Raw genomic sequence first — 21,845 nt, 5'->3', positions numbered from 1 at the left:
GAAATTTTGATGATATAATTAATCAAAATTTCTAAAAGGCTTAGCATGCTCATAAATCAAACCTATTTCATAGACTCTTGTGATGATGTAGAATTAAATATAAAAAGAGAAAGTAAGTTGGAGTTTAAACTTACATATGATGATGAAAAAGAAATTGAAGCTATCGTCTGTATTATACCTGGATTAGGTGGTGATTCAAATGAAATTTACAAAACAAAATTAGCTAACTATGGGGCACGGGAATACAATATTGCTGTTTTAGCTGTAAATTATCACTGTATAGGCAATCGTCCTCAAACAGGAGCAAAATTTTTTCTTGATAATATTGATAAATTTATTTTTAATACAAGTATAAATGCACTTAATATAAACATTCCTTATGACATACAAAAATTAAACAATTTTGATGAATTTTACCCTGCTATGGATTATGTCAACAAGCAAATCCAAAAAATGAAGAATAATTGGCAGTTGGATAAAAACTATTATCTTGATTTGAGTGTCAGTTTGCAACCAACTAAAAACGAATATCAAAATTTTGGTATTATGCAAGCAACAGATATACTAAATGCTCTTTTATATATTAGAAAAAATCCTCCTTTTAAAGTTATGGGGGGGGGTATAAAGCATATTTTAATAGGATCATCTCATGGTGGATATTTAGCAAATTTATGTGCAAAAATTTCTCCTTGGATTATCGATGCAGTTATAGATAATTCATCTTATGCAAAAACATGTTGGAGATTGATAGGTTTTGGGAAAGAAATTGATTATAGTGAGCATATGTGTTTTGGTACTTTCCATTTTTTTAATAATATAAGACTATGTTGTTACGATAAAACTTTTTGGACTATAAACAAGCAATCGCCGTATTATTTTTCACTTGGAAGAAGATTAATTAGAGATATACTAAACCAAAAACACTTAATATTGCAAAGTTCCTATCCTAAACCGGCATATATTTTCTATCATTCAAAATTTGATACAGCTATAGCTCCTTATGAAGATAAAAAAGAATTATTTTGTATTTTGGATAGCCTTGATTTTAAATATAGCTCATATGTTATAGATGATGAAAATCAAGTGGATGGAAAATTGATAAAAAATTTAGATCATGGGATGGGGATGTCTATTAAAACTTTAATAAATAAACACTTACCACAAATTCTGCAAGAACCTTTAAAAGATAAAACTTGTAAAAAAGAAATCTCATATAAGTGTGATGATTTAATATATACTTTTAAAGAGGAAAATGATCAAATTGTTTTAAGTATATCAAATTAAATTGACATTATTTATTTTATAAAAAGTAATTTTTAAGTAAAATTACTTTTTACTTTCAAAAGATTATTATCAAAAAGAGTATTTATGGCAAGCAAACAACTTTCACTCAAACATCTTAGTATGCCTATATTGCTTGAAATGTTTTTAAGATATTTTTCTTTGATTATCAACACCGTGATGGTTTCGCAGTATTCTAACTTTTTAGTTGGAGCCATGGGTGCGGGTAATCAAGTAGCAGATTTATTTATCATTATTTTTAGTTTTTTAAGTGTGGGTTGTAGTGTAGTGATCGCTCAAGCTTTAGGAGCTAAAGATTACACTCTAGCAAGAAAGGCAATTCATCAAAGTTTATTTTTAAATGCTTTGCTTGGTTTTGTGTGCGGAAGTTTGATTTTATGGCATGGAGAGTTTTTGCTTTATCTTTTACAAATTCCAAATGAGCTTTTAAAGAATAGTGAAATTTACTTGCACATGCTTGGAATTTGTTTGTTTTTTGACGCTATGGGTATAGTTTTAGCTGCTATTATTAGGGTGTATAATATGGCTTATTGGGTTATGTTTACTACCTTATTGATGAATGTTGTGATATTTATAGGAAATTTTTATGTATTACATTTTACCAAACTAGAGCTTTTTGGAGTAGGGCTTAGTAATATACTTGGGCGTTTGGTCGCCTTTGGTATGCTTGTAGCAATACTTAGTTTTAAACTCAAAATTCATCTTAAAATTAAAGAGATGATAAGTCTTGAAAAAGTGGTACTTAAAAAGATTTTTAACATCGGTGGTTTTGCAGCAGGAGAGCATTTGATATGGTTTATACAATACACCATAGCTTTTGCTTTTGTAGCAAGTTTGGGTAAAGAAAATTTAAGCGTTCAAACGATTTATTTTCAAATTTCTTTGCTCATCATGCTAGTAGGGCAAGCTATAAGCGTAGCAAATGAAATTATCATAGGTAAATTAGTCGGTGCAAAATACTTAAATGTGGCCTACAAACATACTTGGATAGCTTTATATTTTAGCGTGGTAGCAAGTGCTTTTGTAGCTTTACTTAATTATGTTTTGCAAGATTTTACCATGGGTGTGGTAAAGCTTGAAGAAAGTTTAAAAGAACTTATGATACCACTTTTTACTCTTTCAATTTTCTTAGAAATCTCAAGAACTTTTAATATAGTCATGGTGAATTCGCTAAGAGCAAGTGGTGATGCGAGGTTTCCGTTTTTAAGTGGAGTGGTATTTATGCTTGGAGTTTCTTTACCGGTTGGCTATGTGCTTTGTTTTTATGCTGGACTTGGAATTTTAGGAGTTTGGATAGGTTTTTGTGCAGATGAGTTTTTACGCGGTATAGTAAATTCATATAGATGGAAAAGTAAAAAATGGCAAGGCAAAGCACTAGTATAAAAGGAATTTTAGAATTTAAAGAATTTCGTTTTGCTTTTGAAAAGAAAAAACTTAAATATCTAAGACTTAGGATAGATAGGGATTTAACTTTCAAACTTAGCATACCGCTATATTATGAGCAAAGAGATGTTTTAAGATTTTTAGAAAAAAATGAAAGCTGGATTAGAGCCAAAGAAAAAGAACTTTCTTTAAAAAGAGTAGTTTCAGCAAGTGATGAATTGTATTTTTTAGGTAAAAAATACAAGCTAGTTTTTAACGAAAATCATAAAAAAGTTCTTATAAAAAAAGATAAAATTTTTGCAAAAAATCAAAAGTCCTTAGATCTTTTCTTAAGGCGTAGTGCTAGAGTGATTTTTGAGTATTTTATAAAAAAATGGCAATTTGTCCACAAGAGAAAAGTGCAAAGAATTTGCATTAAAGAAATGATTTCAAGATGGGGTTCTTGCAATCATCAAAAAGCATACATAAACTTAAATTTAAAACTCATGCAAAAACCTATAAAAGCTATAGAATATGTGATTTTACATGAACTTACACATTTAATCTACCCACATCATCAAAAAGAATTTTATGATTTTTTATATAAATTTATGCCTGATTATAAAGCAAGGGAAATTTTTCTAAAAAGTCTTATTTTTTAAGTATATTTTTAAGCTTTCCTTAGAATTAAAATTGTTATATTTATATTTTTAAAAATTTAATTTTAAGGTTTTAAACTTGCTTTTAGAAATTACTTTTGATTATAAATCTAAAAATGATATTTTTGAGTATTTGTTAGCTTATTATGCTAAAGATTATATGTATGATTATGAGCAAAAGGATGAAAAAATCATCATTAAGATTAAAGGCGAAAAAGATGAAATTCAAGCCTTTTGCTCTAATTTAGAAAATATTAGCCATAGTGTTTTTTTAAACAAATTTGACTTAAAAGTTATAGAAGAAGATTTTACACCCATAAAAAAAGAAAAAACCTTTACTCAAAGAAGTTTTTTAACAAGACTTAATGCAAATGCTTATACTAATGGCGAGCTTTTAGAAAATGAATGGGGTATTTTTGTAGAAGAAGAATTTAAAATAGAAGAAGAATTTATAAAAATCACTAAAGAAAATTTCTACAATAATTTAAAAAAAGCCTTGGAAAAATTAAAAAACAAAGAAAAAATGCATTTTAAAAGTCCAAAAGGAATATATGCTTTTGAAATTTTTAATGAAGCATTGGATGATTTTTTAATACCTTGTGACCCAAAACATATCAATGCATTTTTTTCTTGTAATAACGAGCAATTTAAAATCTTAGCAGGGGTTGAAAAGCCTCTAATGAAGCTTAAATTTAATGCTATTTTTAGACAAAATCATCAATTAAATCATGAATATTTTAAAATAAAAATATATGATAATCTTTTCTTGTTTGCCTTGTGTTTTGAGCTTGAAAAAGAAGGAATTAAGTTTTTAAATTTTAAAAAACTAGAACATTTTGAAGATGATTTTGAAGTAGCTTTAATCGAAAATGAGCTAGTAGTTTGCAGGGGTTATGATTATATTTTACCTGAGTTTAAAAATTTGATTTTTCAAAAAGAAGATAAAAATTTTGCAAGAATTTCTTGTATATTGTCTGATTTTAAAGACAAAAAGCCTTTGCTTTTAGAACTTAGTAAAAAATATGATGATATTATCCTACTTGATAAAGAGCTAAATCTTTTAAAACTTTGCTTACCAAAAAGCTTTGATGAGTTTTATGAAACTATAAGTCAAGATGATGTTGCTAAGAGATTATTAGCTAATTATGAAAAAGAATTTACCCTAGTGCGAAAAGAACTAAACATGGCTAATAATTTTTTTAATCTTTTTGGCATGGTAGGGATGATTTTAGAGCTTGATGAAGACGAGAAAAAAGCAGCATTAGCGCTTTTAGCTTTAGCAGATGAGAGTAAAATGGCAAAAGGTGTTAGGATAGATTTTAAGCTTAATGAGCAAAAAGAATTTGATTATACTAAGACCTTAAGAAGCGTGATGAGTTTTAAGCTTGCTGGAGTAGAAAATCAAATTATAGCCTTAGGCGTTGTTGAGAGTTTGGCGTATTTTTTAAGAGATTTATTTGATGATTTAAAGGCTAAAGAGCAAGTTGATTGTGCCGTGCTTAGTGGGAGCTTGTTTGAACATAAAAGCCTTAGTAAAAATGTATTTAAACACATACCATTTTTTAAGTTAAGCGATGTTCCACTTTGGATATGAAATTCATATTAAAGGGTTAGTGCAAGGCGTTGGCTTTCGTCCTTTTGTTTTTAATATAGCTAAAGAGCTTAATTTAAAAGGTGAAGTTTATAATAATAGCTTAGGTGTTGTTGTAATCCTTGAGTGTAACAATGTTGAATTAGAAATTTTTAAAGAAAAACTTTTTGCTAATTTACCACCTTTAGCTAGGATAGATGATTTTAATTTTTCTTATAAAAAACTTCAAAAAACTTATAATGAATTTATCATAAGTACTTCACAAGATAGTGAAAAATTTAGCCCGATTTTAAGTGATTTTGCTCTTTGTGAGGATTGCTATAATGAATTTTATGATGAGAAAAATCCACGTTTTAAATACCCTTTCATCACTTGCACAAATTGTGGGCCAAGATTTTCTATTATAAAAAAACTTCCATATGATAGAGCTAATACGACTATGGATGAGTTTAAAATGTGTTCTTTTTGTCAAAGCGAGTATGAAGAACCTACTAATCGTCGCTTTCATGCTCAACCACTTTCATGCCCAAAATGTAAAATTACTATTTTTTTAAAGGATAAAAATCAAAATATTTTAGCCAAAGATGAAAAAGCTTTTATCTTGCTTGCAAAGCTTTTAGAAGAAGGTAAAATCATAGCTTTTAAAGGTATGGGTGGGTTTCATTTAATTTGTGATAGCACAAATAAAAATGCTATAAATGAACTTAGAATACGCAAAAATCGCCCTAAAAAGCCTTTTGCTATCATGGTAAAAGATCTTAAAATGGCTCAAGAATTAGCTTTTATTAATGAAGCTGAAGCAAAACTTTTAACTTCAAATTTAAAACCCATAGTTATTTTAAATAGCAAAAATATCCATAAAAGCTTAGCACCAGATACCAATAAAATAGGTATTATGTTAGCTTATATGGGAACGCATTTAATGCTTTTTGAACATTTTAAAAAACCTATCATTGCAACAAGTGCTAATTTAAGTTCACAAAGCATTATTTATGAAGAAACAAAACTTTTAGAGCAACTTAGTGATGTATTTGATTTTTATCTTGATTATGATAGAACAATACACAACTCAAGCGATGATAGCATTGCTCAAGTTATTAGCGAAAAAACTATGTTTTTAAGGACTTCAAGAGGCCTTAACCCACTTTATATCAATACAGCAAGTATTTTTAATACAAAAGAAAATATTCTAGCTCTAGGAAGTGAGTTAAAAAACGAATTTGCTTGTTTTTTTAAAAATCAAATTTTCATTTCTCCTTATATAGGCGATATGAAAAGTTTAGACATACAAGAGAGATTTTTTAAAATTTTAACTTTCTTTCAAAACTCTTATAAACTAAATTTTGATCAGATTTTAAGCGATAAGCACCCACAATTTAACTATGTAAAAGAATTTAGAGATTATAAAAATTTTCGCGTGCAACATCACTATGCACATTTGTGTGCTTGTTTATTTGAACACAAAATTTACAAAAATAATGTTTTAGCCTTTGTTTTTGATGGAACAGGCTATGGAGATGATGGAAAAATTTGGGGTGGGGAGATTTTTAGAGCGAGTTTAAAAAGTTATGAAAGACTAAATCATTTTAAAAATTTCAAACTAATTAATGCAGATATTAAAAATATCGCAAATTTAGCTTTAGCTTTAATTTTTGATTTTAATTTAGAAAGCAAAGCTAGCGAGTTTTTAGCTAAATTTTCTCAAGTAAAATTAAATAATCTTAAAAAAATTCACACTCAAAGCTCTTTATATACGAGTTCTCTTGGTAGGATTATCGATGCTTTTGGCGCTTTTGCTTTTGATATACAAAAGCTTGATTATGAAGCACAAACTGGGCTTTTGATGGAAAAATATTATGATAAAAATCTTGATTATAGTTACAAATTTAACATCAAAGAAAAAGAAATTTGTTTTAAAAATGCTTTTTTGCAAGCTTTAGAAGATAAAGATAAAGTTAAAATTAGCACAGGTTTGCTTAATGGCATTGCAAATTTAATTATAGAATATTCAAAAAAATTTAAAGAAGAAGTGCTTTTATGTGGTGGGGTATTTCAAAACAAAACCTTGCTTGAAATTTTAGATCGAAAAAATTTTGCTTATAAAACTTCTTTGCAATTTCCTTGCAATGATAGTTCTATCGCACTTGGGCAACTTGTGCATTATTTATCTTTAAAAACTTAATAAAACTCATATTTTTTTAATACTTTTTTATATACAATAAAATAAAAATATAAAGGAAAGATTATGTGTAAAGATTGCGGTTGTTCTATTAATGGACATGAACATCATCATGATCACCATCATGAAAATCCAGCATTAAAAGATGAAAAAACTATTAATGTTATTAGTAAAATTTTATCAAAAAATGATCATCAAGCAGCTCATAATAGAGAGCATTTTAATGAGTATAATACTCTTTGTATTAATTTAATGAGTTCCCCAGGAAGCGGTAAAACAACGCTTTTAGAAGAAACTATAAAAACTTTAAAAGATGATTTAAAAATAGCTGTGGTTGAAGGAGATTTAGAAACTAATAATGATGCAAATCGCATTATTAAAGCAGGAGGCTTAGCTCATCAAATTACTACAGGACAAACTTGTCATTTAGATGCTTTTATGGTGCATGAAGCTTTACATCATTTTAAACTTAGTGAACTTGATATAGTATTTGTTGAAAATGTGGGAAATTTGGTATGTCCTGCAAGTTATGATTTGGGCGAGCATTTAAATGTAGTTTTACTTTCAGTAACAGAAGGTAGTGATAAGGTAGAAAAATATCCAGTGATGTTTAGAAAGGCTGATTTATTGGTCATTACTAAAGCCGATTTAGCTCAACATTTTGACTTTGATTTCAAAGCAACTTCTATGGCCGCTAAAAGGCTAAATCCTAAAATAGATATTATGATTTTAGATAGCAAAACAAAAACAGGATTTGATCTTTGGATAAATTATCTAAAAATGAAAAAGGAGCTTAGCTAATGTGTCTTTCTATACCTTCTAAAATTTTAGAAATTGATGAGCTAAATTCAGCCATAGTAGAAACTTTAGGGGTTAAAAGAAGAGTAAGTTTGGATTTAATAAGCGAGCCTTTAAAAGTAGGCGATTATGTGCTTATACATGTGGGTTTTGCTATGGAAAAAATCGACACTCAAGCTGCACAAGAGAGTTTAAAAATTTATGCTGATATAGCAGAGAAAATGCAAAATGGACAAATCGATGAAAATGAAGGCGATATGGGGCTAAAAAATGGATTTAATTAATGATTTTAGAGATAAAGAAAGAATTTTAGCCCTAAAAGAACTTATTGCTTCTAAAATTACTAAGCCTATTAATATCATGGAAATTTGCGGTGGACATACGCATAGTATTATGAAATTTGGTTTGCCTGATTTATTGCCAAAAGAAATTAATTTTGTTCATGGCCCAGGCTGTCCTGTGTGTGTTATGCCAAGAGAGCGTATTGATGTGGCTTTAAAGCTTGCAAGTATACCAAATACTATCTTTTGCGTATTAGGCGATATGCTTAAAGTGCCAGGAAGTTATGAAAGCTTAATTGATCTTAGAGCTAAAGGGGCTGATATTAGAGCACTTTATACACCTTTGGATGTGATAGATATAGCTTTAAAAAACCCTGAAAAAAATATAATCTTTTTTACCATAGGTTTTGAGACAACTACACCTATGAGTGGGGTGATTATAGAAAAAGGTATAGCTTTAAATTTAAAAAATTTATTTTTTCATATTAATCATGTGTTGGTTCCACCCGCGGTAGAAGCTATCATGCAAGATGAAAATGTAAAAATTGACGCCTTTTTAGGACCTTCCCATGTAAGCGTTATCACAGGATCAAACATTTATGAACCTATTGCTAAAAAATACAAAACTCCTATAGCAGTGAGTGGTTTTGAGCCAGTTGATATAATGCTTAGTGTGTTAAATATAGTAGAGCAAATGAATGCAAATACTTTTGAAGTTTATAATGAATATCACAGAGTAGTTAGCAAAGAAGGAAATTTAAAAGCTAAGGCTTTAGTGGAAAAATACTTTAAACCTTGTGATTTTGAATTTAGAGGTCTTGGAGTGATTGTAAATGGCGGGCTTTGTCTAAAAGATGAATTTGCACACTTAGATGCTAGCAAAGTGTTTGATTGTAAAGTACAAAGTAAAAACGAAAGCAAGGCTTGTATTTGTGGTCAAATTTTAAGAGGCTTAGCTAAGCCTTACGATTGTAAGGTGTTTGCAAAAGCTTGCACTCCAAAAAATCCCATAGGTAGCTGTATGGTTTCTAGTGAAGGAGCTTGCGCGGCTTATTATAAATACTATCAAGATAAGGCATAAAATGAAGCAAATTACTTTAGCCCATGGTGGCGGTGGCGAAGAAATGAATGCTTTGATAAGTGAAATTTTTTCTATTTTTGAAAATGATGTTTTAAAAGAGGCAAATGATGCTGCAATTTTAGATGATTTGGCTTTTAGTACTGATTCTTTTGTATTAAATCCTATCTTTTTAAAAGATATAAATATAGGAAAATTAGCAGTTTGCGGTAGCGTAAATGATGTATTAATGGTGGGAGCAAAACCGCTATATTTATCATTAGCTTTAATTTTAGAAGAGGGTTTTGAGCTAGAAAAGTTAAAAATTATACTAAAATCTATAAAAGAAGAATGCGATAAAGCGGGAGTAAAGTTAGTTTGTGGGGATACTAAAGTTGTTCCTAAAAATAAAGGCGATGAAATATACATTAATACTTCATGTATAGGTAAAAATATACAAAAAATCAATACCAAAAACTTAAAAAGTGGTTGTAGTATCTTAGTTTCAAGGGATATTGGAGCTCATGGTTGTGCGGTTTTGATTGAAAGAAATAATTTAGAGGCAAATATCCAAAGTGATTGTAAAAGCTTAAAAGATGAAGTTTTAACACTTTTAAATGCAAATATTTCCATAAAAGCAATGCGTGATGCTACGCGTGGTGGGCTTAGTGCAGTTTTAAATGAATGGACTAAATTAAGTAATTTAGAGCTTTTAATATTTGAAGAAAAAATCCCAGTTTGTGATGAAGTTTTAGGGGTTTGTGAGCTTTTTGGGTATGAGCCTTATGAGCTTGCAAATGAAGGAACTTTTATTATTTGTGTAGATAAAAAAGATGAACAAAAAGCATTAGAAATTTTAAAACAATTTAATACTAATGCAGCTATTATAGGTGAAATCACAGCTAATAAAAAAGCAAGAGTGGTTTTAGAAAATGCTTATGGAGCAAAACGCATTTTAGAAGCTCCAAAAGGCGAGCTTTTACCAAGAATTTGCTAATGCATGAGTTAAGTATTACAGAATCATTACTAGAACTTTGTGAAGAATATGCTCAAGGAAAAGTTATTGAAGAAGTGCATGTTAAAATAGGGCGTTTAAGTGGGATTGAACCTCCACTTTTGCAAAGAAGCTTTGAAACTTTTAAAGAAAATAGTCCCTTATGTAAGAATGCTAAATTTATTATACATATTCAAGAAGTAGTAGTTGAGTGTCAAAAATGCCATTTTAGTGGAGTGCTTGAAAATAATATCTTTTGGTGCCCAAAATGCGAAGATAAAGATTTAAAAATCATAGATGGGGAAGAGCTTTATCTTATGCAACTTGTTTTAAAAGAAAATGAGGATTTAGAAAATAATGACAAATAAGGAAATTATCTTAGGTGCGGGTTGTTTTTGGTGTACTCAAGCTGTGTTTGATGAAATCAAAGGCGTAGTTTATACAGAAGTAGGTTATAGCGGTGGTAAGCCAAATCCAAGTTATGAAAGCGTGATAAATGGTGATGGGAATATAGAAGTAGCTAAGATAATTTATGATGAAAAACAAATTTCATTAGAAAAAATCTTAGAAATTTTTCTCAAAATGCACGATCCAACAAGCTTAGATAAACAAGGAGCTGATGAGGGGATACAATATAGATCAGTTATTTTTTATCAAACTAATGAGGAGTTAAAAATTATTAGCAATTTTTTACAAAAAGCACAAAAATATTACGCTAAAGCTATAGTTACGCAAGTTTTAAAACTAGAAAAATTTTATAAGGCTGAAAACTATCATCAAAAATATTTTAAAAATAATCCTAGCCAAGCTTATTGTAGATTTGTTATTGCTCCAAAATTAGAAAAGGTTAATTGCTAATATTGTTTTTAAGTATTTTTGCAGTTAGATTTAAAAGCCTTTTGCAGGCTTTTAAAATTTAGTGGCAACCACAACCACCACATCCACAACTTTGACTAAAGAAATTTTCTAAAGCTTGCATATTAGGAAGTTCTGTTACTTCATTTACTAATTCTTTATAAGCAACTACGCCATCTTTAATTACAAACACTGCTCTAGCTAAAATTCCCTCAAGTGGACCATCAGCCATTAAAACACCATATTTTTCACCAAATTCTTTAGAAACAAAATCACTCGCAACAGTTAAATTATCTATACCTTCAGTTGAGCAAAAACGACCCATAGCAAATGGTAAGTCCATACTAACTACGATTACTTCTACACCACTTGCTGCTGCTTTTTTATTAAATTCCCTAGCTTCAGTTGCACATACTGGAGTATCAAGGCTTGGTACGCTGATAATAATTTGAGTTTTACCTTTTGGAGCAATTTCAACACCTGAAAGATCTTTGGCTTTTAAAGTGATATTTGGAGCCATGTCACCAACTTGGATGTTGTTTCCTTTTAAATTTACTTTATTTCCTTTGAATAATACACTATTCATTTTTTCTCCTTGAATGATTTTTATTAATCATAATATAAAAAGATTAATAAAGTCTTATTTTTATTCTTCTTTACACATACCTGCTTCGATTAGAAAACACGAAGGTTGATAATTGCTTTTTTTAATCTTGTCATATTTTGCATAGCTTAAGTATAAAGTATCTTTGGCTCTAGTTACAGCTACATAAAAAAGCCTTCTTTCTTCTTCCAAACTTCCGCCCATGCTCATGAGTTTTTGGTTAGGAAATCTTCCTTGTGCAAGATCAATTACAAATACAAGTTCAAACTCAAGCCCCTTACTAGCATGTATGCTTAAAAGATTAACCCCACTACCACTACTCATTTCACTAGCACCAAGAGTAAGAAAGTTATAGTATTTATAATTATCACTATAATTTTTAGCAAGTTCTTTTAATACAAACATTTTTGCATTGATTTTTTCTAAAATTTCATTTTTTTTATTTAAATCAACATTAGAGTTTTTATTAGTTGCTCTTTTAGTTGCTAAAATATCACAAATTTCTTTAAAATAATCATTTTCTAAGATCAAATTTACAAGTTGAGTTGAAACCTTACACTCGCTTGCTTTTTTAATAAAAAGATAAATTTTTTCAAGATTTTTTGCACAAAGCTCGTTGACTTTGGGTAAGCTTAAAATAGGATGGGTGTTAAATTCACTTTCTAAGTTAAATCTTGAAGGCGAGGCTAGCTCCTCAATATCATCAAAAAGTCCTAGTTGGTAACTTTGTTTTTTGTATTTTTTTAAATTCACACTACTATCAGGATTTAAAAAGCCTTTAATTAAACTAGAATGTCCTAATTTTAATAAAGCATCAAAAATATCTTTTGCCAAAACCCCACCAACTCCTTTGGTGTATTCAAGTAAATGTATAAAAGCCATGATATCTTTTGGATTAAGCACGATTGCAAGCATAGAGCAAAAGTTTTTAACTTCCAAGCTTTCAAAAAAACTTCCTCCACCTTTTCTTTTGCTTGCTATGCCAAGTTCTCTTAAGGCTACTTCTACTCCATCTGCACTAGAATTGTTTCTAAAAATCACAGCAATTTCATCAAGATTAACCCCGCTTTGTAAAATTATTTTTGCTATGGTAGAGTATTGATCAAATAATTCATTAAAAGTTAGCAAACTTGGCGCTTTAAAATCTCCTTCTCTAGTTACAATTAATTCTTTAGGATATAATCTTTCATTGTTTAAAATAACCTTATTAGCTAACGCAAGTATATTTTTACTAGAACGATAGTTTTTATTTAAAGTAAAAATATTTGCATCGACAAATCTATCTTTAAAACTTCCTATAATAGAAATATCAGCCCCATTAAAAGCATAAATACTTTGATCATAATCACCCACACAAAACAAACTTTTACTTTTAAAAGCATCAATTAACGAGCCTTGCAAGGTGTTAGTATCTTGGTATTCATCTACTAAAATCTCATCAAATTCAAAATGATGTGAAGCTAAAACATGTTTTAATTTGATCAATAAATCATTAAAATCTACATAGTTAAAACGCATTTTTTCTTCTTCGTATTCTTTTAAAATATCTTCATAAATTTCAGCATAAACAGCTTGTTCATCATAATTTTGACAAAACCAATTATAAAATTCATCTAAGTTTGCATTAGTATTTTGAAATAAAGAATACACATCATACAAATAGCTTGGCATATAAGGTTTAGTATCGCTTAAATGATGAAAAGTACGTTTTTCAAAAATAGAACGCAAAAGAATTTTAAGCTCACTCGCAGGTTTTAAAATAATATCGTGATTTAACTCTTTAAGTAGAGAATAAGCAGTACTATGAAAGGTTCCAGCTGTGATTTTTGAAGTAATGCTTTTATCAAAATACCTACTAAGTCTTTCTATCATCTCTTTACTAGCTTTGTTTGTAAAGGTTAGAAGCATAATTTTTTCAGGCTTTATACCATTTTGAAGTAAAAAGGCTATTCTTGCAACTATAGTTGAAGTTTTACCCGTGCCTGCACTTGCTATAATTAGATTGTGTCCAAAAGGAGCACTAGCGGCTTTATATTGTTCTTCATTTAAACGCGATAAAGGCATGAATTTCCTAGTTTAAAATTATATTTTGTATATCATTAAAATAAAAATGATTAACACCATCTTTATATTCATAATAAAGCGTGAGTTTATGAGAATCTAAAATAGTCTTAACAATGTATAATCCAAGTCCAAAACTATCTTTATTTTTCTTGCCTTGCGTAAAGGCTTGAGTGTAGTATTTCAAGTCTTTATCTAAGGCTTTTCCTTTGTTTTTAAAGCAAAGATAATCTTTAGTTATTTCTATAGTAACGCAATTTTCATCAGAGTATTTTGTCGCATTATCTATCATGTTTTTCATTGCAGTGGTAAAAAGTTTAAAATCTACATTGACACTAAAACTTTCTTTTATACTAATTTTTACCTTTTCATCATCACTCATAGCTATATCTTTAGCTTCATCTAAAAGATCTAAGATATTGTATTTTTTTAAATTAATCAAACCAGCACCCGAAGTAATTTGCTCAATGGCTGCAAATTCATTAATCAAAATCTCTAAACGATTAAAAGCACCCACTAATCTTTCTTTATATTTGCTATCTTCAAGCATTTCTAAAGTAATTAAACCTTTAGTAATGGGGGTTTTTAGCTCATGCATAATATTTCTTAAGAAAAACTGCCTTGAAGTGTTTAGTTTTTGAATTCTTAAAATAGACTCATAAAAGGCTGTTGCTACTTGAGAAATTTCATCATTTCCCTTGCTAACATTTTGAATTTCATTGAGTTTATTTTCGCCAAATTTATCAATTTGTCTTTTTAAAGCTCTAAGTGGTTTTAATTTTTTAATGATAAAAATATATAAAATCAATAAAACCATTACTACTATACTAGCAATAAGCTTGATCACAAAATAACGATAACCTTGATATTCTAAATCTTTATATAAATAAAGCTTACCATCAAAGATGATTTTTAAATACACATTATCTTCTAAAGTAATGATTTCAACTACACCTGTACTAGTTTGAGCCCGTGCTATAGTTTCAGCTTTATAGATGATTTGTCTTATGGCTGATGGAGTTGTTAATTCTATCATTTTGTAATTTTTTGTTTGCTCATAAAATTCTCTTTCACTAATCACATGATTAAAATATAATAATCTTGCATTAGCTATAAAAGAATATTTTGCATTAAGCTCATTAGTGTAATTTTGTTGATCATATTTTATAAGCCATAAAAAAGCTAAAATTACACTAACGCTTGCAAGTAAAAAAACAAAGGTTATAGTATAAAAAATTGATGATTTATTCATTGAGTTAATTTATACCCTATGCCTCTGATTGAATGAATGTATTTTGGAGTTTTAGGATCATCTCCGATTTTTTGTCTGATTCTACTAATGATTACATCTATACTTTTATTACTAGAATCTTCACTAATAGAGCTACAATTATACACAAGCTCTTCGCGGCTTACCACTCCACCTTCTTTTTTAATTAAATAACTCAAAATATCAAATTCAGCATTAGTAAAGCTAATTTCTTGATCTTTCATAGTGATAGTATGTTTATATTTATCATATACAAGATCTTTTTTAACTTGAGCTTGAGCAGTTTTTGTGTTTGAAATTCTTCTTAAATGACTTTTAATTCTTGCTTGAAGTTCTTGAGGATTATATGGTTTTGGTAAATAATCATCTGCACCCAAATCAAGTGCTGCAACCTTATCGCTAATATCATGCCTTGCACTTGAAATGATAATAGGTGTATCATATTTTTTACGAATTTCCTCGCATACTTCAAGTCCATCAAGTCCAGGTAAGCTTAAATCCAAAATGATTAAATCATAAGGATTTAAAGCAAGTCTTGAAAGACCTATATAAGGCTCATGAGCAATATCTACTTTCATATCAAATTGCTCTAAATATTCAGCTATAATCTCTGCTAATTCTAAATCATCTTCTATCATTAAAATATTTGTCATTTTTTTCCTTTCTTAAAAAAGTAAAGCTCTTACAAATCCGCCTCTATTAATCCAAATTTTAACATACTCTTTACCTTTATTTAATTCTAAAGCCTTAGATAATTCTTTAAAATTTGAAATTTCATACTGATCAACACCTATAATAATATCACCTTGCTCAAAACCTATTTTTTCAGCTTTTGATTTTGGAGTAACTTCGGTAATTAAAATACCACTAATACTTTCAGGTATGCGGTATTGCTGTCTATTCTTAGAGTCAAGTTCCACTAATTTTAGACCATCAATATAACCTTTTTCATATTGTAGCGACTTTTCATCTGTTTTTAACATAAATTTAGCTGTTTTGACTTTATTATCTCTTTCATAAGTTACTTCTACTGCTTGTTTTGGATCAATACTTCCTATGTAGTTTTTTAAATCCATAGGGCTTTTAATCACAGTTTTATCTACTTTTATAATCAAATCTCCTCTTTTTAACCCTGCATTATAAGCTGCTGAATCTTTTTGTACTTCAGTAATTAAAGCACCTTCTTGATTAGTATAGGCTTTTTTAATATCTTGAGTTAAAGCTCCTATGACTACGCCTAAATATCCTCTTTCAATTTTTCCATGCTCAATAAGTTTTTGTGCAATAGATTTTGCCATATTAGAAGGGATTGCAAAACCTATGCCATTATTTCCACCACTTCTTGAAAGTATGGCTGAATTTATCCCAACTAAAGCTCCTCTACTATCTACCAAAGCTCCGCCTGAATTTCCAGGATTAATAGAAGCATCAGTTTGGATGAAATTTTCATATTGATTTAGACCTATATTGTTTTTATTTAAGGCCGAAATAATCCCACTTGTAACACTACTTCCAACACCAAAAGGATTACCCAAAGCAAACACTACATCACCTTCTAGTAATTTATCTGAATCAGCAAAAACTACTGCGGGTAAGTTTTTTGCTTCTATTTTTATCACTGCTAAATCTGTTTTAGGATCAGCACCGATTAATTTAGCTTTATATTCAGTGCTAGAATCAGGTAAATTTACAGTGATTTTTTCAGCATCTTCTATAACATGATTATTTGTTATAATATAACCATCGCTTGAAATAATTACACCAGAACCTAATGAGCTTACAACTTCTTTATTTTTTTTATTTTTTGGAGCTTGTGGGAAATCAAAACCAAAAAATTGTCTAAAATAAGGGTCATTGAAAAAATCATCAATTCCAAATGAACTACTTTGAACAGTTTTAGAAGTTGAGATATTTACAACTGAATTTTTAACTTTTTGTATGGAATCATGATAAGAAAGTATAGTATTTTGATTATCAGTTGGTAAAGTTCTTTTTACATTATCATCTGCTTGTTTAAAATCAATACTAGCACTAAAAAGACTAGTTGCCAATGCCAAAGAAAGAATCATAGTTTTTTTCATGTTTTATCCTTTGTAAAATCATTTAATGCAAGTATAAAATTTTATTTTTACACAATTGTAAATAAAACCTTTAGTTTTAAAACTTATAAAAGTTGATTGACTAAGACTAAAGTTTTTGATATAATCTTATAAAAAATTAAGGAATAATAAAAATGAGTAATAGTTTATATGAAACACTAGGAGTTTCGCAAAACGCTAGTGCAGATGAGATAAAAAAAGCTTATAGAAAATTAGCAAGACAATATCATCCCGATATTAACAAAGAAAATGGTGCTGAGGAAAAATTCAAAGAAATTAACGCCGCTTATGAAATTTTAAGTGATGAGAAAAAAAGAGCTCAGTATGATAGATATGGCGATTCTATGTTTGGTGGGCAAAGTTTTCATGATTTTTCAAGAAATGCAGGTGGAGCTGACATCAATGATATTTTAAAAAATATTTTTGGTGGAGGCTTTGGAGGATTTAGTGGCGGTTTTAGTTCTAGTAATAATTTTAGAAGTGGCTTTGGGGGATTTGGAGGATTTGAAGAAGATTTAGACTTGCAAGCAAGTGTTAAAATTCCTTTTGAAAAAGGAATTTTAGGTGGTGAGCATTTGGTAAATATAAATAACGAGCAAGTTAAAATCAAAATTCCACATGGCATAAAAGATGGCGAAAAGCTACGCATACGAGGTAAAGGAAAAAGCTTTCAAGGGCAAAGAGGGGATTTGATTTTAAAAGTTGAACTTGAAAAAAGCGATGAATATGAAAGAGAAGATGATGATTTGTACAAAAAGGTTGAAATTAGCTTAAAAACAGCGCTTTTTGGAGATAAAATCAGTGTGCATACCCCAAGAAAAGAAGTTAAAATTACCATACCGCCAAATTCTAAAAACAATCAAAAAATTAGACTTAAAGGCTATGGAGTGCAAAATAGAAAAACAGATCTTTATGGGGATATGTATTTAATTTTGAATGTAAAAATACCTGATATTAATAGCCTTGATCCTGAATTTGTAAAAATTTTAGAAGAAAAATTACCTTGAAAGGAGTAAGTAATGGAGCATAGTTATGATGAACCGGTGTATCTTATAAGTGTTGTTGCAAAAGTTTTAAGTATACACCCACAAACTCTAAGACAATACGAAAAAGAAGGTTTAGTTGAGCCAAGTAGAACCGATGGTAAAATGAGACTTTATTCTCAAAAAGATATAGATAGAATCAAAATGATTTTACGCTTAACAAGAGATCTTGGGGTTAATTTAGCTGGTGTTGATGTGATTTTAAAACTAAAAACAAAAATTGATGAGTTTGAAAACACTATTGAAGAGTTAAGATTAGAACTTGATAGAAGAGATAATCCTTCAAAATCAAGAGCAGTAGTTAAACATAGAAGTAATTTTGATTTAATTTTTTTAGAAAAAATAAAATAATAAAAACATTACAAAAGGTTGGTGAGTGGATGCTTTTATAACTTTATTTTTAACTGCAGTAGCAGTTGCTGTCATACTTAATGTTATACTTAAAAAATTTGGTATTCCAACTATTATAGGTTATATAGCTACAGGTTTATTTGTGCGTGAATTTTATGGTTTTAGCACTAATGAATTTGTTATACATGTAGCTGAATTTGGCATAGTTTTTTTAATGTTTACCATAGGGCTTGAATTTTCATTTAAACATCTTTTAGCAATGAAAAAAGAAGTATTTTTAAATGGAAGTTTGCAAATGCTAACTTGTGGTTTGGTTTGTACTTTACTTGTAACTTATATTTTAGGTATAGCAAGCCATATCGCAATGATAGCAGGTTTTGCTCTAGCCTTATCTTCCACTGCTATAGTTTTAAAAATACTTAATGATAATGGCGATATCAACGAAGAATATGGCCGAAAAGCTTTAGGAATTTTACTTTTTCAAGATATTGCTGTGATACCACTGCTATTAATGATTGATATATTTAGTTCTCAAAATGCTGATATTTCAAAACTTTTACTTACAACTTTAGTCAGTGCTGTAATTTTACTTGTTTTGCTTTATTTTATAGGCAAATACCTTTTTACTTATGTTTTAAAATTCATCATTAAAACTAACGCAAATGAAATTTTCATCGCTACCATACTTTTTACCGTAATAGGAGCGAGTTTTTTAGCTCATTCTTTTGGTTTTTCATACTCACTTGGAGCATTCATAGCTGGAGCTTTGATAGCTGAAACTAAATATAAACATAAAATAGAAGCAGATTTGGTTCCTTTTAGAGATTTGCTTTTAGGATTTTTCTTTATCAGTGTTGGTTTGCAAATTGATTTTCATATAGTTTTTGAAAATTGGTTTTTGATTTTTGTTTTTGTAAGCTTGGTTTTATTGATAAAATTTGTAGTAATCTATGGTCTTTTAATTCTTTATACAAGAAAAAGAGTAGCATTAAAAACTGCTTTGAGTATTTCTCAAATTGGAGAATTTGCGCTAGCAGTATTTTCGCTAATGCAAGTAAATTCACTTATAGATGAAAAAACAGCACAAATTTTTATTATAGTTTCTATCGTCACTATGGTTGCAACGCCTTTTATTTTAAATAATCTTAGAAAAATAGCCAACGCAGCCGAAGGTGAGCAAAATGATATGGCTAAATTTTATTTATGTGATCAAAAAATGAAAGATCATTTTATCATTTTTGGTTATACAAGATTAGGTCAAGAAGTGGTGCAAAAGATCAAAAAAACAGGTATTCCATATTTGGTTTTAGAAAGTGATTTAAATTTAGTTGAACTTGGCCGCAGTAGAAATGAAAATATCTTTTTTGCAAATGTAGCCCAAGTAGAAACATTAAAAGTAGCAAATATAGAAGAATGCTCAGTTGCTATTATAACTATAAGTAATGAAGCTAAGCTTGATATGCTCTATCAAGTGCTTTCTAGCTTTAACAAACCCATACAAACGGTTTTAAAAACAAGTGGTACAGGTGCTAAGATCATTTTCCCACATACTGATAAACATTTACACATTGTAGATGCTGAAGCTTCAATAGCAAGAAATTTAGTACAAGAAGCATTACAATGTAGAATCAATACAAGTGCAGCAGAATGAAAAATGATGAAAAAGCTTTAAGGGTAAAATATGTAAGAGCTTTAGAAAAATTTACTAATTCTGCTGTGAGTGCTTTAAAAAGAGAAGATTTTGATTTAACTCTTTTTAGGGAAAGAATGCAAAAAAATGCTAAAATCTTTGAGAAAATTCAAGCAGTGTTTTTAGATTCTACTTATACTAAGGCTTTGGAGATTTTTGTAAATGAGTGTTTAGATGAAAGTTTAGACCAAAAAACCTTAGCTTCAAAAGCCAATGCCTTATATAAGCTAAAAAATAATCAAAGTTATAAAAAAGACAAACATAAAATTAAATTTAAGGATGAATATTGATAAATGTAATTTTTGATATGGATGGCACGCTTATAGATAGTGCTAATGCTATAATATGTGCGGTAAATGAAATAAGAGCGGATTTAAATTTAGAACCTTTAAAAAGAGAGTTTATTTTAGATACTATCAATACTCCTGGACAAAATTATGCTAAGATTTTTTACGGGGTTGATACTTACTCACATACTAGCTTTAAAGAAGGTTATGAGAAGTATTTTATTAAGCATTATGATCAAAGCGTGGTGCTTTTTGATGGTGTGCTTGAGGTTTTGGAATTTTGTAAAAAAAATGATTGCTATTTAGCTATAGCCACAAATGCACCTCAAGAAAGCTTGGTGCCTATTTTAAAAAAACAAAACATTCTTTCATATTTTGATAAAATACTAGGTGTTAGTTATGGTATAGAAGCTAAGCCTGATCCTATGATGCTAAGATTAATCGCAGATGAAGCAAAATATGAAAAAAGTATTTTCATAGGCGATAGCTTAAAAGACAGACTTTGTGCTAAAAATGCTAAGATGGATTATATACATATTTCTTGGCAAAAAGAAATTAAAGACTTAGATGAAGCTAACGATAAAACTACTTTAATAGAAAAAATTCAAACTTACATAAAAGGTTAAAAATGGATATTTTTGATGAAATGTTTGCAAAAAGCCCTAAAGAAAAATTTATCGAAACAATAAAATATGCAAATTTAGGTGCATTAGAAAATGTTTTAGAAAAATTATTAGCCGATCATATCGCTATGATAGAGCTTTTAGAGAAAAATAATTTAAATGAAAATGATGTAGTACAATTTCAAATGGAAAATTCACTCTTAATAGATGAGAGAAAAAATGATTTTTATATAGGCTTAAGTGCTGAAATTTTAGGGCATGAGGGTTGATTTTGCGTTTATTTTTATCTTTATTTTTGATGTTTAATTTTTTAAAAGCTGAAGTATTTTTTGATTATACTTATAAATTTACCTTAAGTAAAGATGAAAAAGCAAGTGTAAAAATAAAAGAAATTGATTATCCTGATGAGATTTATTATTTTGATTTTTCATGGACTTTATTTGATCAAACTAATATCATCGTTCATTCAAGGTATAAAAAATACCCTAGGCAATTTGTGATGTCTTTAAGAAGAAATTTAAATTGGGTAGATCAAACTTTAGTGCCTGATTATAAAAATCCACACATAGATAGAGCAAGATTAATACTTGAATTTAGTGATTTTAAAAAAAGTGAGGCTATTTTCACTATCTACATAGAAGATAGAGATAAAAGATTAGAAGTGGAATTTTTAGATCCTAGAAAAGTCACTCTTAATCAAAACTAAAGTAAAATTTAATAAAATATAATTATAAGAAAA

General features: G+C 28.9%; 23 protein-coding genes. 18 read left to right on the top strand and 5 right to left on the bottom strand.

Annotated features, from left to right (window positions below):
* Positions 1–45: 45 nt before the first annotated feature.
* From L8X97_RS01475 to msrA, 11 genes are all read left to right on the top strand, one after another.
* On the top strand, positions 46–1,284 hold the full coding sequence (locus L8X97_RS01475) for a DUF2920 family protein (RefSeq protein WP_133318868.1): 1,239 nt from the start codon (positions 46–48) through the stop codon (positions 1,282–1,284).
* A gap of 84 nt (positions 1,285–1,368) precedes the next feature.
* Entirely contained in the window at positions 1,369–2,685 is a 1,317-nt protein-coding gene (locus L8X97_RS01470) for an MATE family efflux transporter (protein ID WP_133318869.1), read from the top strand.
* On the top strand, positions 2,661–3,326 hold the full coding sequence (locus L8X97_RS01465) for a M48 family metallopeptidase (RefSeq protein ID WP_263662460.1): 666 nt from the start codon (positions 2,661–2,663) through the stop codon (positions 3,324–3,326). Before L8X97_RS01470 ends, L8X97_RS01465 begins: the two co-directional genes overlap by 25 nt.
* 76 nt (positions 3,327–3,402) lie before the next feature.
* On the top strand, positions 3,403–4,917 hold the full coding sequence (locus tag L8X97_RS01460) for a hypothetical protein (RefSeq protein ID WP_263662459.1): 1,515 nt from the start codon (positions 3,403–3,405) through the stop codon (positions 4,915–4,917).
* Complete coding sequence (gene hypF, locus L8X97_RS01455; RefSeq protein ID WP_263662458.1) at positions 4,898–7,096, top strand: carbamoyltransferase HypF; 2,199 nt, start codon at positions 4,898–4,900, stop codon at positions 7,094–7,096. The genes L8X97_RS01460 and hypF overlap by 20 nt, the downstream gene beginning before the upstream one ends.
* Before the next feature lie 63 nt (positions 7,097–7,159).
* On the top strand, positions 7,160–7,894 hold the full coding sequence (hypB, locus tag L8X97_RS01450) for a hydrogenase nickel incorporation protein HypB (RefSeq protein ID WP_263662457.1): 735 nt from the start codon (positions 7,160–7,162) through the stop codon (positions 7,892–7,894).
* Entirely contained in the window at positions 7,894–8,175 is a 282-nt protein-coding gene (locus L8X97_RS01445) for a HypC/HybG/HupF family hydrogenase formation chaperone (protein ID WP_012661500.1), read from the top strand. Before hypB ends, L8X97_RS01445 begins: the two co-directional genes overlap by 1 nt.
* Positions 8,162–9,253 (top strand): hydrogenase formation protein HypD, encoded by a 1,092-nt coding sequence (gene hypD / locus L8X97_RS01440; RefSeq protein WP_263659857.1) that lies wholly within the window; start codon positions 8,162–8,164, stop codon positions 9,251–9,253. Before L8X97_RS01445 ends, hypD begins: the two co-directional genes overlap by 14 nt.
* Before the next feature lies 1 nt (position 9,254).
* Positions 9,255–10,226 (top strand): hydrogenase expression/formation protein HypE, encoded by a 972-nt coding sequence (gene hypE / locus L8X97_RS01435; protein ID WP_263659856.1) that lies wholly within the window; start codon positions 9,255–9,257, stop codon positions 10,224–10,226.
* Positions 10,226–10,591, top strand: a complete 366-nt coding sequence (locus tag L8X97_RS01430) for a hydrogenase maturation nickel metallochaperone HypA (protein WP_263659855.1) — start codon at positions 10,226–10,228, stop codon at positions 10,589–10,591. Before hypE ends, L8X97_RS01430 begins: the two co-directional genes overlap by 1 nt.
* Entirely contained in the window at positions 10,581–11,081 is a 501-nt protein-coding gene (msrA, locus tag L8X97_RS01425; RefSeq protein WP_263662456.1) for a peptide-methionine (S)-S-oxide reductase MsrA, read from the top strand. Before L8X97_RS01430 ends, msrA begins: the two co-directional genes overlap by 11 nt.
* A 58-nt stretch (positions 11,082–11,139) precedes the next feature.
* Here msrA and tpx read toward each other — a convergent pair whose 3' ends face one another.
* Genes tpx through L8X97_RS01400 form a run of 5 tightly spaced genes read right to left on the bottom strand, consistent with a single transcriptional unit; the run spans position 11,140 to position 17,094 of the window.
* The gene (gene tpx / locus L8X97_RS01420) at positions 11,140–11,664 is read right to left on the bottom strand and encodes a thiol peroxidase (RefSeq protein ID WP_258107330.1); all 525 of its coding nucleotides are present in this window, start codon (positions 11,662–11,664) and stop codon (positions 11,140–11,142) included.
* Positions 11,665–11,724: 60 nt separating this feature from the next.
* A complete protein-coding gene (locus L8X97_RS01415; RefSeq protein WP_263662455.1) occupies positions 11,725–13,746 on the bottom strand; it encodes an ATP-dependent helicase in 2,022 nt (673 codons plus the stop codon).
* A 7-nt stretch (positions 13,747–13,753) separates the two neighbouring features.
* On the bottom strand, positions 13,754–14,995 hold the full coding sequence (locus L8X97_RS01410; RefSeq protein ID WP_133318879.1) for an ArsS family sensor histidine kinase: 1,242 nt from the start codon (positions 14,993–14,995) through the stop codon (positions 13,754–13,756).
* Positions 14,992–15,666 carry a response regulator transcription factor gene (locus L8X97_RS01405; protein WP_039626094.1) on the bottom strand — a complete coding sequence of 225 codons (675 nt, stop codon included), beginning with the start codon at positions 15,664–15,666 and terminating at the stop codon, positions 14,992–14,994. The genes L8X97_RS01410 and L8X97_RS01405 overlap by 4 nt, the downstream gene beginning before the upstream one ends.
* Positions 15,667–15,678: 12 nt before the next feature.
* The gene (locus tag L8X97_RS01400) at positions 15,679–17,094 is read right to left on the bottom strand and encodes a DegQ family serine endoprotease (protein WP_133318880.1); all 1,416 of its coding nucleotides are present in this window, start codon (positions 17,092–17,094) and stop codon (positions 15,679–15,681) included.
* Between the two features lie 152 nt (positions 17,095–17,246).
* Here L8X97_RS01400 and L8X97_RS01395 point away from each other — a divergent pair, with 152 nt between their 5' ends.
* From L8X97_RS01395 to L8X97_RS01365, 7 genes are read left to right on the top strand one after another with little or no spacing between them, the layout of a single operon-like run.
* Positions 17,247–18,119, top strand: coding sequence for a J domain-containing protein (locus tag L8X97_RS01395; protein WP_263659850.1), 873 nt, complete (start codon positions 17,247–17,249; stop codon positions 18,117–18,119).
* A gap of 12 nt (positions 18,120–18,131) precedes the next feature.
* Complete coding sequence (locus tag L8X97_RS01390) at positions 18,132–18,506, top strand: heat shock protein transcriptional repressor HspR (protein WP_039668403.1); 375 nt, start codon at positions 18,132–18,134, stop codon at positions 18,504–18,506.
* A 25-nt stretch (positions 18,507–18,531) separates the two neighbouring features.
* Positions 18,532–20,157 (top strand): cation:proton antiporter, encoded by a 1,626-nt coding sequence (locus L8X97_RS01385; protein ID WP_133318882.1) that lies wholly within the window; start codon positions 18,532–18,534, stop codon positions 20,155–20,157.
* Positions 20,154–20,486, top strand: coding sequence for a hypothetical protein (locus tag L8X97_RS01380; RefSeq protein ID WP_258107332.1), 333 nt, complete (start codon positions 20,154–20,156; stop codon positions 20,484–20,486). Before L8X97_RS01385 ends, L8X97_RS01380 begins: the two co-directional genes overlap by 4 nt.
* Entirely contained in the window at positions 20,483–21,109 is a 627-nt protein-coding gene (locus L8X97_RS01375; protein ID WP_263662454.1) for an HAD family hydrolase, read from the top strand. Before L8X97_RS01380 ends, L8X97_RS01375 begins: the two co-directional genes overlap by 4 nt.
* A 2-nt stretch (positions 21,110–21,111) precedes the next feature.
* Positions 21,112–21,375 carry a DUF2018 family protein gene (locus L8X97_RS01370; RefSeq protein WP_263662453.1) on the top strand — a complete coding sequence of 88 codons (264 nt, stop codon included), beginning with the start codon at positions 21,112–21,114 and terminating at the stop codon, positions 21,373–21,375.
* Between the two features lie 29 nt (positions 21,376–21,404).
* A complete protein-coding gene (locus tag L8X97_RS01365; RefSeq protein ID WP_263662481.1) occupies positions 21,405–21,812 on the top strand; it encodes an exporting protein in 408 nt (135 codons plus the stop codon).
* Positions 21,813–21,845: the final 33 nt, after the last annotated feature.

Source organism: Campylobacter sp. CNRCH_2013_0671h, from assembly GCF_025773055.1.
GTDB lineage: Bacteria > Campylobacterota > Campylobacteria > Campylobacterales > Campylobacteraceae > Campylobacter_D > Campylobacter_D lari_D.
This window is presented reverse-complemented; position numbering and strand designations above follow the sequence as displayed.